The following is a 16,512-nucleotide window of genomic DNA, read 5'->3' on the forward strand; positions in this document are numbered from 1 at the left end:
TCCTCGTTTAGGTTGTTGTGCGGCGGGCTGCGCGCCGAGGCGACGGGCCCGCTCTTTTTCTGGCTACTGCACCGGATTCTGCCTTGCTTTCGCGCGCGGCCAGCAGGGCCGAGACCACGGGCCAGGCGGCGAAGGCGGCCACCACATGTTTGAGGCTGTGGCCCGACACCAGCTCGCCCGTCCATTCATAGACCGCGTGGTCGCCCAGCTCCAGCAGCTTGGCCAGCGCATAGATTGCGATCAGCAGCGTCCAGCGGACCGGCAGTTCCCGTGCCTGTGCGGGCCGCAGGCAGGCAAAGCCCAGGATCAGCACCATGCCGCCTCCCTGCAGCACGGCCCAGGGCAGCATATTGCCGGTGAGCGCCCAGGCATGCACCGACAACGGCCCAAGCACCAGCACGGCCGTGGCCAGCGCCATCCCGGCGCGCGTGCTGACCGCCCGCATCGCCGCCAGGCCCAGCAAACCGGCGAACGCCAGCACCATGCCGCCGCGGTCCCAGGCCAGGCCGGCATCGCCGGGCTGCAGGTGGTAGGCCGCGGAGACCGCCGCCGTCACCCACAGGCCGCCGAAGAAAAGCCCTGCCATGGCCGCCGCCGCGGCGCTGACGGCCCGCTCACGCACAGCCCGCAGCAGCGCCCAGATACCCACCATGCCCCACAAGGCGAAGGGCAGGTTGCTGATGACGTCCATCGCATGCGGCAGCCCGCCCCAGCTGCGCTGGTCGGCAAAGGCGTGGTAATGCGCGGACTGCGCCACCGAAGGCCCCAGCAACGCGGCCGCCAGCAGCAGAATGAAGACACCGGCGAGCGCGCATTCGCGGCGCCAGACGAGGGCAGCCGGCCGCGCGTGCCACGGGAGCGGCTCAACCCGGCGATGAAGAATGGAAGGGGTGGTCTGCATGCTGAAGCTCCTTGTCTATGGATGGGTGAGCCGCACTGTGCGGGGTGGGCCTGACTACGGCATCAAAATTCAGTGCGGTGGAGCCAATTCGAACTAAAAGTACCGATAATCGATACCATGAGCACCACCGCCGATCTCGTCACCGTCCTCAAAAAAGAACTCAAGGCCGCGCGCATGACCTATGCCGACCTGGCCGCCAAGCTGGGCATGGCCGAGTCCAGCGTCAAGCGCATGCTCGCCAAGGGGGACATGCCGCTGTCGCGCATAGACGCGATCTGCCGCGCGCTCAAGCTCGACTTTGCCGACCTCGCCAGGCACATCGCCGACACGCAGCCCTTGCTGGCCGAACTGGCCGAGGCGCAGGAAAAAGCCGTGGTGGCCGACAAGAAGCTGCTGCTGACCGCCATCTGCGTGCTGTCGCAATGGACGCTGGAGCAGATCACCAGCAGCTACCGCCTCTCGGAAGCCGAATGCATCAAATACCTCGCGCAGCTGGACCGCATYGGCATCATCGARCTCAAGCCCCTGAACCGCTACCGGCTSAAGCTSGCCAAAACCTTTCGCTGGCGCCCGCACGGCCCGGTGATGGATTACTTTCGCGACAACGCCCTGCTCGACTATTTTTCAGGCGGCTTCGACGGCAACGGCGAAGGCCTGCTGCTGGTGCACGGCTCCATCAGCCGCGGCCTGGCGCCCTCTTTCCTGGAACGCATGCAGCGTGTGGCCCAGGATTTTGCCCAGCAGCACCAGACCGACCAGAAGCTGGGCGACAAGGACCGGGAGGGCTTCACCCTGTTGCTGGCGATGCGCAGCTGGGAATTTGAGGCTTTTGCCGTGCTCCGTCGATAGCACCCCCGTCCAGGCTCACTGCGTGTAGCCTGTTCCCCCCTCAAGGGGGCGGCGCCTGTGGTCTGGCAAAGCCAGTCCCGCGGCCCCCACTTGCATGTCCATGCGCGGCAAATTGCATGCAATTACATTAGCCAACTAAGCAAATATCGCGTTTACTGCTAATATTCAGCGGTATTGGGCCGAGACAAGGCCTTTGTGCATGCAATTACCCCCGGACCGCGATGAACCCCACCTCCACCTACGTCGGCTTGCCCATCCCCGTGGCCGCCAACCTGACCGACACCAAGTACTTTTTCCAGGCGCTGGACAACTTCTCGCGCGTGATGGCGATACGCCCGGGGGACAGGGTGTTGATGCTGGCGGACCCCTTGCTGGACCCGCGCGTGATCGATGCGGTGATCGGCATCGCCAAATCGCGCGGCGCCGAAGTGCGTATCTATATGGAGCCGAGCACGCAGGTGACGGCGGTGCCGGAAGAAGTGCATGCCATGCTCAAGAAGGCCACCTTCGTGGTGTCGACCTGGTTCTGCTCCATCCTGGATCCGCTGTGCATCAACCTGCGCCGCGGCGGCCAGCGCTGGGTCAAGATCACCTACTTCCGCAACCTTGATTTGCTGCATACCCCGCAGGCGCGTTTCCCCGTCGACGTCATCGGCGAGATCATCCGCGGCACGGCAGCCCGCTACCCGACGGAAGGCGACTTCGACCTGCGCTTCACCGACCCGCGCGGCAGCGACTTCCGCATCAGCTTCACGCAGGAAATGCGCGCCAACCAGCTGGCCACGAATCGCTGGCGCGGCCAGATGACGGCCGAGGAAGACGGCTGTTATGTGCACTACCTGCCGACGCACGGCCCCAACCTCTGGGACCACAACTCGGTCAAGAACGATTTCAAGGCCGAGGTGCCCATGGCCGGCGTGCTGTACCCGCAGTGGGCGGTCGGTTTTGCCAAGCCCTTCGAGGAAAAAATCGCCGTGCGTTTTGAGGGCGACACGATTTCCTCGGTCGAGGGCATCTCGGAAGAAGCGGTGATCCTGCGCGAGATGCTGGTGGGCGGCCGCATGATCGAAGGCGGCGGCTGCGGCTTCAACCCCAAGGCGCCGCGCCACACGGTCTACCCGGCCGGCTCGAACGCGCCCGGCGCGCTGCACTTCGGCATAGACCTGGCCCAGCCCAGCGACTACATACGCCGCGTGATGCCCGACTGGGAAGAGCCGCCGGTGCACATGGACCTGATCACGCTGGACGGTACGGTCACCGCCGGCGGGCAGACACTGATCAAGGACGGTTTTTTGTGCGCGCTGCGCGACCCGGCTGTGGTGGCGCTGGCGGCGCGCTATGGCGATCCTGTCGAATTACTGGAAGCCCAGGTTTTATAGCGCTGCACGGCTACTTCAAGCGGGGCCGCGGAACCGGCTTTGCCGGGCTGCAGGCGCCGTCCCCTGGAAGGGGAAAAGGCGCTACACGCAGTGAGCGTCCGATAGGGGTAAGCCTACTTTGCTGTGAATACCGTGAGTACACCGGTATAGCCGTATAGGTGATGCCGCGCGATTTCGCCGCCGGCAAAAAATCCGACCAGCGGCACATCACCCAGCGCGCGCCGCACGATCTGCATCTCGGCGCTGGGCGCGCCGAAATGCGGGCCGCCGCGGCCTGAGCAACTCACGTACACCGCGCCGGCGATGCGCCGCGCCGCATGCGGCGCCGATTCGGCCTCCGATGCGCTCAAGGCGTTGGCAACTTCCAGCGTGACTTCCTCGGGCTCCAGCTCTTCGCGGATTTCAGCGCAGACGCGGACCAGGTCGGCGCGCGCGGCTTCCATATTGCGCTCACAGAAAGCCAGCTTCATCCCCACGGCCGGCACCTCGGCGATCGCGATGCCGCGGCGCGCCGGGTCCAGCCCTATCAGGTGGCGCACCCGCACCTCGGCGCCGAACTGGCCCGCGCGCCGGCCGGCGGTATGGGCCGCGCCGTCGTTGGGAATGTCGGCCGGTCGGCTCAGGCCGACCAGTGTGGTGCGCACCTTGGCCAGTGCCTCGCGCGGCTGGTCCAGCGACACATCCAGGTCCGCCAGCATGACGTCCAGGGCCGGCTTGCCGTCCAGTTCCGTCACCACATTGGATTCACAGGCGGTGATTTCATGGTCCGCCGACACCGGCCGGCAACCCTGGGTGATGCGCGACATCAGCGTCGCGCCCCGGCCGAAAGCCACGCCGCTCAGGCCGCCGCTGAACACCCCGCCTGCCGCTCCCTGGCCCTTGACGTTGCCATGCCCACTGAGCGCGAACTGCAGCGTGCCGGAGCGGCTGGAGGCCAGGCCGCCGAACACATAACCACTGTCGGTGCGCTCGGCCATCTCGGCGATCAGCTCGGCCACGTCAGGCGTGCCGGCGTCGGCATGGACCAGCGCGGTATGCGCCTTGAAGCGCCCGCTGCTGGCCGGCGGCAGCGGCGAAACGCCGGAAAACACCCGGTACTGGTCGTGCGGCAATTCGCAGAGCATCACCGTGAGGGCCGGCTCATCGAAGTATTCGACATTGTTGGAGGCGATGCCCACACCCACGGTGCCGCTCCAGTCGGTGACGTCGGGCAGCTCGGCGCTCAAGTGGTCGAGGATGTCCTGCGCATGGGGCGCGTAGTGGTCGGTGATGTAAAGCAGCGCCAGCGTGGGCGACTTCGCATAGCCGGGCAGCGCCAGGTAGGCACGCAGCTGCGCGAGCACCAGGCCGGCCGCCATCTGCCATTGCGGATGGGTGGCGTGGCCGTAGGGGAAAAGCTTCATGGGGTGCCGGTAAAAAAGTCGATGGGAGCTTGACGAAAGACCAGGAAACGTCAGCGTGAGGTCTTGCGCGCGGCCTTGCGCGCCGGGGCTTTGGGCTTCGTTTTGGCGGCGGGCTTGGCGACGGTTTTGCCGGCGGCCGGCGTGGGCCAGCCCTGGCTGCTGCGCAGCGCCGTGTTCATGGCCGCGCGCGCGCCGCCCGCCACGGTCTTGCCCGCCGTTTCGGCCATGTTGCGGGCCATGCCCGTCGCCATGCCGGTAGCGGTTTTCATCGCGTCCTTGGCCAGGCCCGTGGCCAGGCTCTTGGTCGTGTCCATCGCGGTCTTTTTGGCCGCATCCTTCATCGCATCGGTGGCGATTGCCTGGAACTGCTGGGTCAGCGCGCCCCACCACTGCATGGGGTCGACCACGCCGGCCGGCGCGGCGGCGGGTGCTTTGGCCTTGGTAGCGGTGGACTTGGCGGCGGGCTTGCCCGTCCCAAAACTCGTGGGCGGCACTTCCAGCCCCGAAAACGTCCTGGCCTTGTCGGCCACACGCTGCACACCGCCGGCCACGCTGTCGGCGACCTTGAGCTTGAAGGCATTGGCCACGTCGCCCATGTTGAAGTTCATGCCCTTGAGGGTGGCCAGCGTCATCTTCTGCACTTCAAGCGCCTGGATGGTGGCCTTGAGCGCCGTGGCGTTCTGGTCCAGCCAGAACTGCACGGCCTTGAGTTCCTCGATGCGTTTATCGAGTTCCTCGACGTTGAGCGTGGGTGCCACCCAGTTGCCGAGGTTGGGCAGTTGCGGGATGTTCTGCGTGGCGCTGCCGGCCGCCTGCTTGGCCAGGTTCTGCAGGAAATCAAAGCCGGGCACCAGCTTGCCGAAACCGGGGAAAGAAGGATTGTCTGCGTCACTCATGAATGTCTCCTGGCATGTTGTGCATGATTGCGGCTAAGGGCGCGCGGCGGGGCGGCCCGGCTCGTATCTTCATTGTGCAACGCTGGGCCGGGACGTCAACCGCTTTTTGTTTCCGGCGTACGGCTACGCCACGCGGCGAAGGCCCGTGCCGCTGCAAACGGCCTGATAAGCTTGGGGCATGGCCTATACCTTTGCCTCCGCCACGGTGCTGCTGCTGCTGATCACCGACCCTTTCGGAAACATCCCGATTTTTGTCAACGCCCTCAAAGGCGTGGCGCCCGAGCGGCGCATGTATGTCATCCTGCGCGAGGTGCTGATCGCCTTTTTGCTGCTGCTGGCCTTCATGTTCGTCGGCGACGGCTTTCTGCGCCTGATGAACCTCAGCGACCTGTCGCTGCAGATCGCCGGCGCCGTCGTCATGTTCCTGATCGCGCTGCGCATGATCTTCCCGTCCGACCAGCCCGAGGCCGCGCCCCTGCAGGGCGAGCCGCTGATCGTGCCCCTGGCCATTCCCGCGCTGGCCGGCCCCTCGGCGCTCGCCACCGTGATGCTGCTGGTGTCGCAGGCGCCGGCGCGCCGGCTCGAATGGATTGCCGCGCTGTGCGTCACCATGGCCGTGTGCGCCGTGGTGCTGGTGCTGTCCGAGCGCATCCAGCGCGTGGCCGGCGACCGCGTCATGATGGCGTTTGAACGGCTCATGGGCCTGATCCTCGTGGCGATTTCGGTCGAGATGTTCCTGCGCGGCATACGGCTCTTCATCACCCAGACCGGGGCCGCCGCGTGAAGGCCGTGCCTCGCCTGGCCCTGTTGTGCGCCTGCCTGCTGGCCCCGGCCTGGGCGTATGCGGTGCAGGACTGCGAAGTCAACGGCGAAAGCGTCAACCCCAACCACGGCGGCACCACCGCCGGCAAGACCGGCATCATGCGCTGCAAGGAGCGCGACTCCGGACAGCTGGCCCGCGAGCAGGAGCTGCAAGGCGGCAAGTTCATGGGCCTGGTGCGCTATTACAAAGATGGCAAGCTGCAGCGCGAGTACAGCGTGAACGAGCGCGGCAACCAGCACGGCCGCTCGCGGGACTTCGCGCCCGGCGGACAGGTGCTGCGCGACAGCACCTACGACAATGGCAGCCAGATGGGCCTTGCGCGCAGCTTTCACGCCAACGGGCAACTGCAGCGCATCGTGTTTTACGGGCCGCGTGAGGGCGGCAGCATCGAGCAGGCCTACGCCGAGTTCAACGAAAACGGCCAGCTCCAGGCCCTGCGCTGCGGCGACAAGCCCCTGCTGGCACCGCCGGCCGACGATGCCTACTGGTGCGGTTTTTCGGGCCGCGCCTCGCAGCTTGAGCTGTTCAGCGGCAAGGGCGTGCTCAAAGGGCGCAGCAGCTACCAGGCCGGCAAACGCATACGCCATGAGACGCTGGGCGAAGACGGCAAACCGGACTACCAGGAAGATATCACGGGCACCACACGCATCGAACGCCATTACAACAACGCCGGCGTCAAGCGGCGCGAAATCCAGTGGCAACTCGACGGCAAGAACTCCTTCAGGGAACGCGAGCAAGAGTTTGCCGACAGCGGTGCGTTGACCCGCGACAGGCGCTGGTCTGCCGGCAAACCCGTCAGCGACCAGAGCTATTACCTCAACGGCCAGCCGCGCAGCAAGACCGAATACGGCGGCGAAGGCGATACGGCCTGGCTGCAGACCACCGAATTTTTCGACAGCGGAAAAACCGCCTCGACCGGCCGCTTCAGCGCCTCCAACCGCTACCGGCAATTGCCGCTGGGCACGCACCAGCGCTTCAACGAGGCCGGCAAGCTGGTGGCTGAGTCAAGCTACGACGAGCGCGGCCGCATCACGCGCGAGAAAAGCTGGGACGATGAAGGAAAACTGCTGCGGGACGACGCTGTGTTCGAAGACGGGTCGCGCAAAGCCTACGCGAAATAACACCCACGCGGGGCGGTTCAGGCGGCGGAGACGACCTTCTGGTCGATGGCCCCAAACACCGACAGCCCGTCTTTACCCTTGGCTTCGATGCGAATCGTGTCGCCGAATTTCATGAACGCCGTCTTGGGCTTGCCGTCCTCGATGGTTTCAATCGCACGTTTTTCGGCGATGCAGCTGTAGCCGTGGCTCCAGTCCTTGTTGCTGACGGTGCCCGAACCCACGATGCTGCCGGCGCGCACATTGCGGGTCTTGCAGATATGGGCGATCAGCTGGCCGAAATGGAAGGTCATCTCGGGGCCGGCCTCGCACATGCCGACCTTGCGGCCGTTCCAGGTGCTTTGCAGCGTCATGTGCAGGCGGCCCTTGTCCCAGGCCTCGCCCACCTCGTCCGGCGTCACCGCCACCGGGCTGAAGGCCGTGGCCGGCTTGCTCTGGAAGAAACCAAAGCCCTTGGCCAGTTCGTCGGGAATCAGGTTGCGCAGGGAGACGTCGTTGGCCAGCATCAGCAGGCGCACGCCCTCCAGCGCCTGGGCCGGCGTGGCGCCCATGCGCACGTCGCCCGTGATCACGGCGACTTCGGCTTCAAAGTCGATGCCGAAGTCCTCGCTGGCCACGACCACATCGTCGCAGGCGCCTATGAAGTCGTCGCTGCCGCCCTGGTACATCAGCGGGTCGGTATAAAAGCTTTCCGGCACTTCGGCGTTGCGGGCCTTGCGCACCAGTTCCACATGGTTGATGAAAGCCGAGCCGTCGGCCCACTGGTAGGCGCGCGGCAAGGGCGCCATGCAGCGCGAGGGCTCGAAGGGAAAGGCGTGGCGTGCCTTGCCCTGGTTCAGGGTTTCATAGAGGTCCTGCAGCTGCGGCGACATGAAGTTCCAGTCGTCCAGCACCTGCTGCAGCTTGCCGGCAATGCCGGTCGCATAATGGGCCGTGGAGAGATCGCGCGACACCACCACGAGCTGGCCGTCGCGTGAAGAGTCTTTGTAAGTGGCAAGTTTCATCGATATCCTGGTGGGTGGCTGTCGGTTTTCGCCGAAGGCCTGATTGTGCCGTGGCCGGGGGCGGCTCCCGGCCCCGCGTTACGATCCATGCATCCACAGCCACACGGCAAACCCGAAATTTTAGTCACGCCCATGAAAGCCAGCCCCGGCGCCACCGCCTCCAGACGCAGCAGCCCGGCGCCGCAGCGCGCGGGCATCCAGTCGGTCGAGGTCGGCTTCACGCTGCTGGAGGTGCTGTCCACCTCGCCCGGCCCGCTGATGCTGCGCGATCTGGCGGCCGCCGCCGGCATGAGCGCGGCCAAGGCCCACCGCTACCTCGTGAGCTTCCAGCGGCTGGACCTGGTGGTCCAGGAGCCGGCCACCACGCTGTACGACCTCGGCCCGGCGGCGCTCAAGTTAGGGCTTGCTTCGCTTTCAAGGCTGGACAGCGTGAAGCTGGCCCGGCAACGCCTGCAGCCGCTGATGGCGCAGACCGGCCAGACCCTGGCCCTGGCCGTCTGGGGCAACCAGGGGCCGACCCTGGTGCACTGGGAAGAATCGCCGCGGGCCGTCACCGTCAACCTGCGGCTCGGTGACGTGATGCCGCTGCTGTCGTCGGCCACCGGCCTGTGCTTCACCGCGTTTATATCGCCGCGCCTGGTTGCCACCGCCAGGCCGCAGGGCCGGCTCGCCTTGCTGGTCAAGGATGAACTGGCCCGCAACCAGAAACTGGCGCGCCAGGACGTGCCCACGACCATGGCCGGCGTCGCCGATGTGCTCGAGGAAGTGCGCCGCCGCGGCATGGCGCGCGCGGTCAACACGCTGCTGCCCGGCGTGGCCGGCTTTTGCGCGCCGGTCTTCGATGCCGACGGCCACCTGGCTCTGGGCATGGTAGCGCTGGGCTCGCTGGCCACCTTCGATGCCGCCTGGGACGGCGCGGTGGCCCTGCCCCTGGTGGCGGCCGCACGGCAACTTTCCCGCGACCTGGGATTCGAAGCGGCATGAGCACCCTGGCCACCCCTTCTTCCTACGCCGCCCCATCCCGGCGTGCGCTGGCCCTGCTGGCGGTGGTGGTGCTGGTCGTGCACGCGCTGCTGCTCACCTCCATGCCGGTGCGCTTCGGCCCCGAGCGCCCGCCGTCCTCGGAGGCCACCGCGGCCTTTGTGACGCGCAGCATCCCTCCACCCAGGCCGGCCGAGCCGCCGCCGGCTGCATTGCCCGAGCCCGCGCCGGAGCCAAAGCCCGCCCCGAAAAAACCCACGCCGGAGCTCAGCGAGGCCGCGGCAGTCCCGGCGCGCAAACCACGGCCGGCCGACTACGTGCCCGATGCGCCGTCCCCCGCAGACCTGCTCGCGGAGGCAGCCGCCAGGGCCGAGGCCTCCGCCGCAAGCGCGCCCGAAGCGGCACCGGCCGGCACCGCTGAGGCGCCGGCGGCGGCTACGGCCCAGCCGGAAACCACAAAAATCGGCGTGGTCCGCCTGCCAGGCTCTGTCCGCCTGGAATACAAAGCCACAGGCGCAAAAGACGGCAAAAACTATTACGGCAACTCGGAACTGAGCTGGCAGAACAGAGGCACCGGCTACACGGCGGTCCTGGAGGTGCGCGCATCGTTTCCAGCGTCCTTGTTCCTCAAGCCGCGCATCCTGACCAGCGAAGGCGAGCTCACCGAGATCGGCCTGGCGCCCAAACGCTTCTCCGACAAATCAAGAAGCGAGCGGGCGGCGCATTTCGAGCGCGACAAGGGCAAGGTGAGCTTCAGCGCCAACACGGCAGACGCGCCCTGGATCGCCGGCGCCCAGGATCGCATGAGCTTTTTCTTGCAGCTGGCCGGCATGCTGGCGGGCAATCCGACGGAATTCGTGCCCGGCAACAGCATTACCCTGTACACGGTGGGGCCGACCCAGGCCGATACCTGGACCTTCCTGGTGGAAGCCGAAGAAACCCTCACCGTCTCCGCCGGCAACATGCCGACGCTCAAACTTTCCCGCAAGCCGCGCGGCGATTTCGACCAGAAGGTGGAAGTCTGGTTTGCGCCATCGCTCGACTATCTGCCGGTCAAGAGCAGGATCACAGAGCAAAACGGGGATTTTGTGGAGCAGTCACTGGACAGCGTGATCCGGCCCTGAGCAAAGAGCGAAGGGCGGCCACGCAGCCCGCGTTGCTGCCACGCACGGTGAGGCGCGCTTTATGTGCGGTTTTACACGGTGTAGCGCGTCTTTACCGAACACTTGCAGGCCGTATGGTGCGGACTCTTGAACTTGGCCTCATCGTTGCTATCTGACGATAAAGGACCTCACCATGCAAATGCTTTACGACTCCGACTCTTTTGCCGTGGTTCAGATTCACGCGAACGCACCGGAAGAATCTGCGCCCGCTCCCGCCATCCCCCAGCTGGCCCGCCACGGCTTTGAAATCGTGGACAAACGCTCGGGCAAAGAGGTCTACCTGGACGGCTCCTGGGCAGAAATGTTCCAGCAACGCCTGAGCGCATGGGCACAGAACACTCCCACGCAGGAAGAAATCGAAGACACGCTGGAAGGCTATAGCGGGCTGGCCAATACCCCGATGTCACTTCACTAGCCCCCACGGTCACTCACTTCGTGTAGTTCCCTGCCCCCCGAGGGGGCCGCTGCGCCTGAGGCCCGGCGAAGCCGGTTCCTCGGCCCCTGCTGGTGAATACGGGCCCCATCCGTCTTTTATTACTCTGCCGGTGGGCTTTCTCTTTCTACTTGCGTCGTTGAGCGCTTCTTGTAGATCCAGCGGTACATGGGCTCGGCCAGCAAGAGCACGGCCGCCAGCCTGGTGACGTGAAAGGCGGTGACCACCGGCACCCCCAGTTGCAGCACCTTGGCCGTGATGGCCATTTCGGCGATGCCGCCGGGTGAGGTTCCGAGCAGCAGCGTGGCCCAGTGCAGGCTGGTGAATTGGGCCAGCGACCACGCAAAACCCGCGCACAGCGCAATCATTCCCACCGTCGCCAGCGCCACCGAGCCCAGCCAGCGCGGCGCCATGTGCACAAAGCCGCTGGTGAAACGCACGCCTAGGCTGATGCCTATGACCAGCTGCGCGGCATTCGTCATCCATTGCGGCAGGGCCGACAGCGTGATGCCGCAGGCCGTCAGCAGCAGCGACACCACCAGTGCGCCTATAAACCAGGGGTTGGTGCGCTCCAGTTTGAGCATGGCCCAGCAGCCTATGCCGGTCAGTACGGCGAGCAGGGCCAGTCCCGGCAGCTGGACCACACGCGCGCTGGGCAGGGTGGCGTCCAGCCCGTGCAGCCCCGCCCACTGGAAGCCGAAGGGAATGATCAGTGTGACCAGCAGCACGCGCAGGCTGTGCGCCGAGGCCACCAGGTCGGTCTGCGCGCCATGGCGCTCGGCCATCAGCGTCATTTCCGATGCCGCACCGATAGGCGCCGCAAAATAAGTCGTGATGCGTGTCAAGCCTCTGACATGGAAAGGCCCTGGCCCATGGTGCACCCGGTAAAGCCAGGCCCCGAAAGCCAGCCCCAGCACGAGCGCCCAGACGATGTTCAGCGCAATCGCCCACCACAGCCCCGCCAGCAGGGCGACCACCTGCGGCGTGAAATAAAGCCCCAGCGCGCAGCCGATCACCCATTGCCCGCTGTTGCGCAGCGGCGTCCAGCTGGCCGTCGGGCCGCCCAGCATGGAAACCACGGCGGTCGCCAGCAGCGGGCCTATCATCCAGGGCAGGGGCGTGCGCAGCCAGAGGCACAGCGAGGCCGCGGCCCAGGCGAGCAGCAGCGTCAGGATGACGCGCATGAAAAAGGCGCGAGCGGGCAGAGCAAGAGTCGGCATGGCTTGGGGCGCGGCCAACAAAAACCGGGCCGGAAGCATTAGTATCCACCGATGCGCCATTTCCCCACCCTTCGTCCTTCGGCATGGCTGCTATGCGCCGCCGCGATGGCTTTGGCCGCCGGCTGCGCGGGCCGGCCCGAGGCGCCCATCCTGCAGGCACCCGGCCTCGATACGGCGCAGACCGCGACACGGCTGGAAGCCATTCTTCCGGCGGAGATCCTCATCCTCGGCGAGCAGCACGACGCGGCCGAACACCAGCGCATCCAGCAGCAGGTCGTCGCACTGCTGGCCGCACGCGGTGCGCTGGCCGCCCTGGCGCTGGAAATGGCCGACACCGGCGCCAGCACCTCCGCCCTCAAATCCAGCGCCACCGAGCAGCAAGTGCGCAATGCATTGAACTGGAACGACAAGGGCTGGCCCTGGGCCGCCTACGGCTCCGCCGTGATGACGGCCGTGCGCGCCGGTGTGCCGGTGCTGGGCGCCAACCTGCCGCGCGCCCAGATGCCGGCCCGCATGGCGGACCACCAGCTCGACCTGCAGTTGCCGGGGCCGGCGCTGAAGGCGCAGCAGCAATTAATACGCACAGGCCACTGCAACCTGCTGCCCGAAAGCCAGGTCACGCCCATGACGCGCCTGCAGATCGCCAAGGACATCACCATGGCCAACACGCTGGCCCAGGCCGCCTTGCCCGGAAAAACCGTGGTGCTGCTGGCCGGGAGCGGCCATGCCGACCGCCAGCTGGGCGTGCCGCGGCACCTGCCGGCCGATGTGAAGGCCAAGGCCGTGCGCCTGCGCGCCGGTGGCGCCGCGCAGAACGAGAAAACGGACGCCTTCGATGCTGTGTGGGAAACGCCCGCGCTGCCTGAAAAAGACTACTGCGAAGGCCTGGACAAAAAACTCGCGCCCAGGCCCTGAGCGCCAGTCGCCGCTGAAACGCCTCAGGCGTGTTTGCGGATCGCGTCGGCCACCACGTTGACGATGCGGTCTATGTGCTCTTTCTCGACGATGTAGGGCGGGCAGACCACGATGTTGTCGGCCGCCGGCCGCACCAGCACGCCGTGGTGGAAGCAGTCCATGAAGATGTCGTAAGCACGCTTGCCCGGCGCGCCGGCCACGGGCGCCAGTTCCACCGCGCCGGCCAGACCCAGGGCGCGTATGCCGATCACATTGGGCAGGCCCTTGAGGCCGCTGTGCAACGCGCCACCCAGCACCTTGCCCATCTGGCCCGCGCGCTCATACAGCTTCTCTTCCTTGAGCAGGTTCAGGGTCGCGATCGCCGCCGCGCAGGCCACGGGATGGCCCGAGTAGGTGTAGCCGTGAAAAAACTCGATGGCATGCTCGGGCGCGCCGCTGTTGGCATTCATCATGCCGTCGTAGATGCGGTCCGAGCAGATCACGCCGCCCAGCGGGATCACGCCGTTGGTCACGCACTTGGCGAAGTTCAGCATGTCGGGCACCACGCCGTAATAGTCGGCGCCGAAACCCGTGCCCAGGCGGCCGAAGCCGGTGATGACCTCGTCGAAGATCAGCAGGATGCCGTGCTTGTCGCAGATCTCGCGCAGGCGCTTGAGGTAACCCTTGGGCGGCAGATACCAGCCGGCGCTGCCGGCGACCGGCTCAACGATGACGGCAGCCACGTTGCTCGGGTCGTGCAGCGGCAGGATGCGGTTTTCCAGCTCCAGCAGCAGGTCTTCTTCCCACACAGGCTCGGCGCCGTTGATGTAGGCGTGGTTGACCGGGTCATGGATGAAACGCATGTGGTCCACCCGCGGCAGCAGCGCGGCGCCGTAGACCTTGCGGTTGGCCGGAATCCCGCCCACGCTCATGCCGCCGAAGCCGACACCGTGGTAACCCTTTTCGCGGCCTATGAAGATGTTGCGGTGGCCCTCGCCGCGCGCGCGGTGGTAGGCCAGCGCGACCTTGAGCGAAGTGTCGGCCGCCTCCGAGCCCGAATTGCAGAACAGCACCTTGTTGAGGTCGCCGGGCGCCATGCCCGCGATGAGCTCGGCGGCCTTGAAGGCCTGGTCGTTGCTGGCCTGGAAGGCGGTCGCGTAGTCCAGCGTGTCGAGCTGCTTCTTGATGGCGTCGTTGATGGGCTTGCGGTTGTGGCCCGCGCCCACGCACCACAGGCTGGAGATGCCGTCGATGACCTGCTTGCCGTCATGCGTCGTGAAGTGCATGCCGTCGGCGGCAACGAAGATGCGCGGGTCCTTCTTGAAGCTGCGGTTGGGCGTGAAAGGGAGCCAGTGGTGCTCCATGTTGAAGTTCTGATAGGCCATGGCGGGTCTCCTGCGTCTGGAAAGGGGGTTCTTGCATTCTGGCACCGTTGCCGCTCCGCCGTGCCGGCCTTTGCGGCCCATCCGGGCGGGCGGCGGCCCCACCTGCGACAATTCATCCCCTATGAATCACGCTTATATCCTGACCCTGTCCTGCCCGGACCGTATGGGCATTGTTCATGCCGTATCCGGCTTCCTGCTGGACAACGGCGGCAATATCGAAGAGGCCGCACAGTACAACGACCACGACACGGGCCTGTTTTTCATGCGCGTGCAGTTCGCCTGCGACAAGCTCACGCACGAGGAGCTCTCCAGCCGGCTCGAGGCCTTCGCCCAACCCTTCGGCATGAACTGGAAGCTGCATGCCACCACCCAGCCCATGCGTACCGTCATCATGGTCAGCAAGGAGGGCCACTGCCTCAACGACCTGCTGTTTCGCTGCAAGTCCGGCCTGCTGCCGATCGAGGTGCGCGCCATCGTCTCCAACCACCGCGAGTTCTACCAGCTGGCGGCCAGCTACAACATCCCGTTTCACCACATCCCCGTCACGGCGGCGACCAAGGCCCAGGCCGAAGCGAAGCAACTGGAGATCATCGAATCCGAAGGCGCCGAGCTCGTGGTGCTGGCGCGCTACATGCAGGTGCTGTCCAACGATCTGTGCCAGAAGCTCTCCGGCCGCGCCATCAACATCCACCACTCCTTCCTGCCCAGCTTCAAGGGCGCCAAGCCTTATTACCAGGCGCACGACCGCGGCGTGAAGCTGATTGGCGCGACCGCGCACTACGTGACGGCCGACCTCGACGAAGGCCCCATCATCGAGCAGGACGTGGCGCGCGCCGACCACAGCAAGACAGTGGAAGACCTGACCGCCATGGGCCGCGACACCGAAAGCCAGGTGCTGGCGCGTGCGGTGAAATGGCACAGCGAGCACCGCGTTCTCCTCAACGGCCATAAGACCGTGATATTCAAGTAAATATATGAGCCCCCACGGTCGCTCACTACGTGTAGCTTTCTGCCCCCCGAGGGGGCCGCTGCGCCTGCGGCCCGGCAAAGCCGGTTCCGCGGCCCCTGCTTGCAAAGAAACGTCTCGCGCTGCTTCCTACGTTCTTTAACAGACATGGCTACTCCCGCGCGAATCCCGCCCATCCAATGCCTGCTGACCTTCGAGGCGCTGGCGCGGCTGCGCAGCGTGACGCAGGCGGCTGAGGAGTTGTGCGTCACGCCCAGCGCGGTCAGCCACCGCGTCAAGCAGCTCGAGCAGATCATAGGTACCAAGCTCTTCGGTCGCGCCGATTTCTCGCTGACCACCGAGGGCAGCGAATACCTGGCCCATGTGCGCGAAGGCCTGGCAACGCTGCAAAAATTTCCGGGCGCGGCGGGACAAAGCACCACGCCCGGCAAACGCAAGCTGCGCCTGGCGGTCACGCCGACCTTCGCGCGTTCCATACTGATTCCCCGCCTGCGCCAGTTCACCGACGCCTACCCCGAGATCGACCTGACGCTGCAGGTGTCGATTCCGCTGCTGGATGTGGTGGCCGAAGATGCCGACCTCATCGTGCGCTTCGGCACCGGCCGCTATGCGGACCTGGAGCACGTCTGCCTGAGCAAGGATGAGGTCGCGCCGCTGGCCTCGCCGGCCTTTGTGCGCGAGCACGGCCCCTTTGAGGCGGCCGAGGACCTCGAAGGCGAAAGCCTGCTGCGTTCGCCGCTGGAGCCCTGGCGCACCTGGTTTGCCGCCCACAAGCTCGACTGGCCGGAGCCTGCCGACGGCTCCCAATTCAACGACATAGGCCTGATGTGCGACGCCGCCGCCGCCGGCATGGGCATTGCGCTGATACGCCTCAAGCTGGGCGCGCCCTGGCTGGAAAACGGCTCGCTGGTGCGCCTGGGCAGCAACGCGGTGTTTTCCGGCAACGTCCCCAGCCCGCATGCCCACTACCTGTGCTGGCGCACCGGCACCATGGATCGCTGGGAATGCGCGGCGTTTGCAGACTGGCTGCGAAAAAGCCTGGGCTGAGAGCCGCTCACAAACCCCTCCTGGCGTTGTTGCGCCGCCTTGCCGTGCT

General features: G+C 66.1%; 16 protein-coding genes. 10 read left to right on the plus strand and 6 right to left on the minus strand.

All coding sequences use genetic code 11. The features are described 5' to 3' along the window. Positions 1-7: 7 nt before the first annotated feature. Positions 8-901: a hypothetical protein gene (locus AC1D1Y_RS12555; RefSeq protein WP_477682625.1), complete on the minus strand. Its 894-nt coding sequence runs from the start codon at positions 899-901 to the stop codon at positions 8-10. A gap of 117 nt (positions 902-1,018) precedes the next feature. On the opposite strand from AC1D1Y_RS12555, the gene AC1D1Y_RS12560 reads away from it, so the two are divergent. Both AC1D1Y_RS12560 and AC1D1Y_RS12565 read left to right on the plus strand, forming a co-directional pair. After that, the gene (locus AC1D1Y_RS12560) at positions 1,019-1,750 is read left to right on the plus strand and encodes a helix-turn-helix domain-containing protein (RefSeq protein ID WP_477653860.1); all 732 of its coding nucleotides are present in this window, start codon (positions 1,019-1,021) and stop codon (positions 1,748-1,750) included. Between the two features lie 221 nt (positions 1,751-1,971). Next, the gene (locus AC1D1Y_RS12565; RefSeq protein WP_477682626.1) at positions 1,972-3,129 is read left to right on the plus strand and encodes a hypothetical protein; all 1,158 of its coding nucleotides are present in this window, start codon (positions 1,972-1,974) and stop codon (positions 3,127-3,129) included. 113 nt (positions 3,130-3,242) lie between these two features. Here AC1D1Y_RS12565 and AC1D1Y_RS12570 read toward each other — a convergent pair whose 3' ends face one another. Together AC1D1Y_RS12570 and AC1D1Y_RS12575 are read right to left on the minus strand one after the other, a co-directional pair. Further along, positions 3,243-4,532, minus strand: a complete 1,290-nt coding sequence (locus AC1D1Y_RS12570; RefSeq protein WP_477682627.1) for an FIST signal transduction protein — start codon at positions 4,530-4,532, stop codon at positions 3,243-3,245. A gap of 50 nt (positions 4,533-4,582) precedes the next feature. Next, a complete protein-coding gene (locus tag AC1D1Y_RS12575) occupies positions 4,583-5,428 on the minus strand; it encodes a PhaM family polyhydroxyalkanoate granule multifunctional regulatory protein (protein ID WP_477682628.1) in 846 nt (281 codons plus the stop codon). A gap of 178 nt (positions 5,429-5,606) precedes the next feature. Here AC1D1Y_RS12575 and AC1D1Y_RS12580 point away from each other — a divergent pair, with 178 nt between their 5' ends. Both AC1D1Y_RS12580 and AC1D1Y_RS12585 read left to right on the plus strand, forming a co-directional pair. Further along, on the plus strand, positions 5,607-6,212 hold the full coding sequence (locus tag AC1D1Y_RS12580) for a MarC family protein (protein ID WP_477653864.1): 606 nt from the start codon (positions 5,607-5,609) through the stop codon (positions 6,210-6,212). Then, positions 6,209-7,372, plus strand: a complete 1,164-nt coding sequence (locus tag AC1D1Y_RS12585) for a toxin-antitoxin system YwqK family antitoxin (RefSeq protein ID WP_477682629.1) — start codon at positions 6,209-6,211, stop codon at positions 7,370-7,372. The genes AC1D1Y_RS12580 and AC1D1Y_RS12585 overlap by 4 nt, the downstream gene beginning before the upstream one ends. A 17-nt stretch (positions 7,373-7,389) precedes the next feature. On the opposite strand, the gene AC1D1Y_RS12590 is transcribed toward AC1D1Y_RS12585, so the two are convergent. After that, positions 7,390-8,373: a fumarylacetoacetate hydrolase family protein gene (locus tag AC1D1Y_RS12590; RefSeq protein ID WP_477682630.1), complete on the minus strand. Its 984-nt coding sequence runs from the start codon at positions 8,371-8,373 to the stop codon at positions 7,390-7,392. Positions 8,374-8,505: 132 nt separating this feature from the next. Here AC1D1Y_RS12590 and AC1D1Y_RS12595 point away from each other — a divergent pair, with 132 nt between their 5' ends. The 3 genes from AC1D1Y_RS12595 to AC1D1Y_RS12605 all read left to right on the plus strand — a co-directional run bounded on the left by AC1D1Y_RS12595 (position 8,506) and on the right by AC1D1Y_RS12605 (position 10,932). Continuing rightward, positions 8,506-9,357 carry an IclR family transcriptional regulator gene (locus AC1D1Y_RS12595; RefSeq protein WP_477682631.1) on the plus strand — a complete coding sequence of 284 codons (852 nt, stop codon included), beginning with the start codon at positions 8,506-8,508 and terminating at the stop codon, positions 9,355-9,357. Next, positions 9,354-10,478 carry a DUF3108 domain-containing protein gene (locus AC1D1Y_RS12600; RefSeq protein ID WP_477682632.1) on the plus strand — a complete coding sequence of 375 codons (1,125 nt, stop codon included), beginning with the start codon at positions 9,354-9,356 and terminating at the stop codon, positions 10,476-10,478. The genes AC1D1Y_RS12595 and AC1D1Y_RS12600 overlap by 4 nt, the downstream gene beginning before the upstream one ends. 172 nt (positions 10,479-10,650) lie before the next feature. Further along, positions 10,651-10,932, plus strand: a complete 282-nt coding sequence (locus AC1D1Y_RS12605) for a BTH_I0359 family protein (RefSeq protein ID WP_436156974.1) — start codon at positions 10,651-10,653, stop codon at positions 10,930-10,932. Between the two features lie 119 nt (positions 10,933-11,051). On the opposite strand, the gene AC1D1Y_RS12610 is transcribed toward AC1D1Y_RS12605, so the two are convergent. Next, on the minus strand, positions 11,052-12,170 hold the full coding sequence (locus tag AC1D1Y_RS12610) for an AbrB family transcriptional regulator (protein WP_477682633.1): 1,119 nt from the start codon (positions 12,168-12,170) through the stop codon (positions 11,052-11,054). A 51-nt stretch (positions 12,171-12,221) separates the two neighbouring features. On the opposite strand from AC1D1Y_RS12610, the gene AC1D1Y_RS12615 reads away from it, so the two are divergent. After that, on the plus strand, positions 12,222-13,085 hold the full coding sequence (locus AC1D1Y_RS12615) for a ChaN family lipoprotein (protein WP_477682634.1): 864 nt from the start codon (positions 12,222-12,224) through the stop codon (positions 13,083-13,085). A gap of 23 nt (positions 13,086-13,108) precedes the next feature. On the opposite strand, the gene aptA is transcribed toward AC1D1Y_RS12615, so the two are convergent. After that, positions 13,109-14,449 carry an omega-aminotransferase AptA gene (aptA, locus tag AC1D1Y_RS12620; RefSeq protein ID WP_477682635.1) on the minus strand — a complete coding sequence of 447 codons (1,341 nt, stop codon included), beginning with the start codon at positions 14,447-14,449 and terminating at the stop codon, positions 13,109-13,111. A gap of 121 nt (positions 14,450-14,570) precedes the next feature. Between aptA and purU the strand changes: the two genes are divergently transcribed. Both purU and AC1D1Y_RS12630 read left to right on the plus strand, forming a co-directional pair. Continuing rightward, a complete protein-coding gene (gene purU / locus AC1D1Y_RS12625; protein WP_477682636.1) occupies positions 14,571-15,419 on the plus strand; it encodes a formyltetrahydrofolate deformylase in 849 nt (282 codons plus the stop codon). Positions 15,420-15,563: 144 nt separating this feature from the next. Continuing rightward, positions 15,564-16,463 (plus strand): LysR substrate-binding domain-containing protein, encoded by a 900-nt coding sequence (locus tag AC1D1Y_RS12630; RefSeq protein WP_477682637.1) that lies wholly within the window; start codon positions 15,564-15,566, stop codon positions 16,461-16,463. Positions 16,464-16,512: the final 49 nt, after the last annotated feature.

It is taken from the genome of Polaromonas sp. P1_G1 (genome assembly GCF_056405595.1).

Excerpts from the sequence above, each read along its gene's own strand:
- AC1D1Y_RS12555 (WP_477682625.1), bottom strand. The coding sequence starts at position 901 with ATGCAGACCACCCCTTCCATTCTTCATCGCCGGGTTGAGCCGCTCCCG.
- AC1D1Y_RS12630 (WP_477682637.1), top strand. The coding sequence starts at position 15,564 with ATGGCTACTCCCGCGCGAATCCCGCCCATCCAATGCCTGCTGACCTTC.
- AC1D1Y_RS12610 (WP_477682633.1), bottom strand. The coding sequence starts at position 12,170 with ATGCCGACTCTTGCTCTGCCCGCTCGCGCCTTTTTCATGCGCGTCATC.
- AC1D1Y_RS12565 (WP_477682626.1), top strand. The coding sequence starts at position 1,972 with ATGAACCCCACCTCCACCTACGTCGGCTTGCCCATCCCCGTGGCCGCC.
- AC1D1Y_RS12590 (WP_477682630.1), bottom strand. The coding sequence starts at position 8,373 with ATGAAACTTGCCACTTACAAAGACTCTTCACGCGACGGCCAGCTCGTG.
- aptA (WP_477682635.1), bottom strand. The coding sequence starts at position 14,449 with ATGGCCTATCAGAACTTCAACATGGAGCACCACTGGCTCCCTTTCACG.
- AC1D1Y_RS12575 (WP_477682628.1), bottom strand. The coding sequence starts at position 5,428 with ATGAGTGACGCAGACAATCCTTCTTTCCCCGGTTTCGGCAAGCTGGTG.
- AC1D1Y_RS12570 (WP_477682627.1), bottom strand. The coding sequence starts at position 4,532 with ATGAAGCTTTTCCCCTACGGCCACGCCACCCATCCGCAATGGCAGATG.
- AC1D1Y_RS12580 (WP_477653864.1), top strand. The coding sequence starts at position 5,607 with ATGGCCTATACCTTTGCCTCCGCCACGGTGCTGCTGCTGCTGATCACC.
- purU (WP_477682636.1), top strand. The coding sequence starts at position 14,571 with ATGAATCACGCTTATATCCTGACCCTGTCCTGCCCGGACCGTATGGGC.
- AC1D1Y_RS12600 (WP_477682632.1), top strand. The coding sequence starts at position 9,354 with ATGAGCACCCTGGCCACCCCTTCTTCCTACGCCGCCCCATCCCGGCGT.
- AC1D1Y_RS12615 (WP_477682634.1), top strand. The coding sequence starts at position 12,222 with ATGCGCCATTTCCCCACCCTTCGTCCTTCGGCATGGCTGCTATGCGCC.
- AC1D1Y_RS12605 (WP_436156974.1), top strand. The coding sequence starts at position 10,651 with ATGCAAATGCTTTACGACTCCGACTCTTTTGCCGTGGTTCAGATTCAC.
- AC1D1Y_RS12595 (WP_477682631.1), top strand. The coding sequence starts at position 8,506 with ATGAAAGCCAGCCCCGGCGCCACCGCCTCCAGACGCAGCAGCCCGGCG.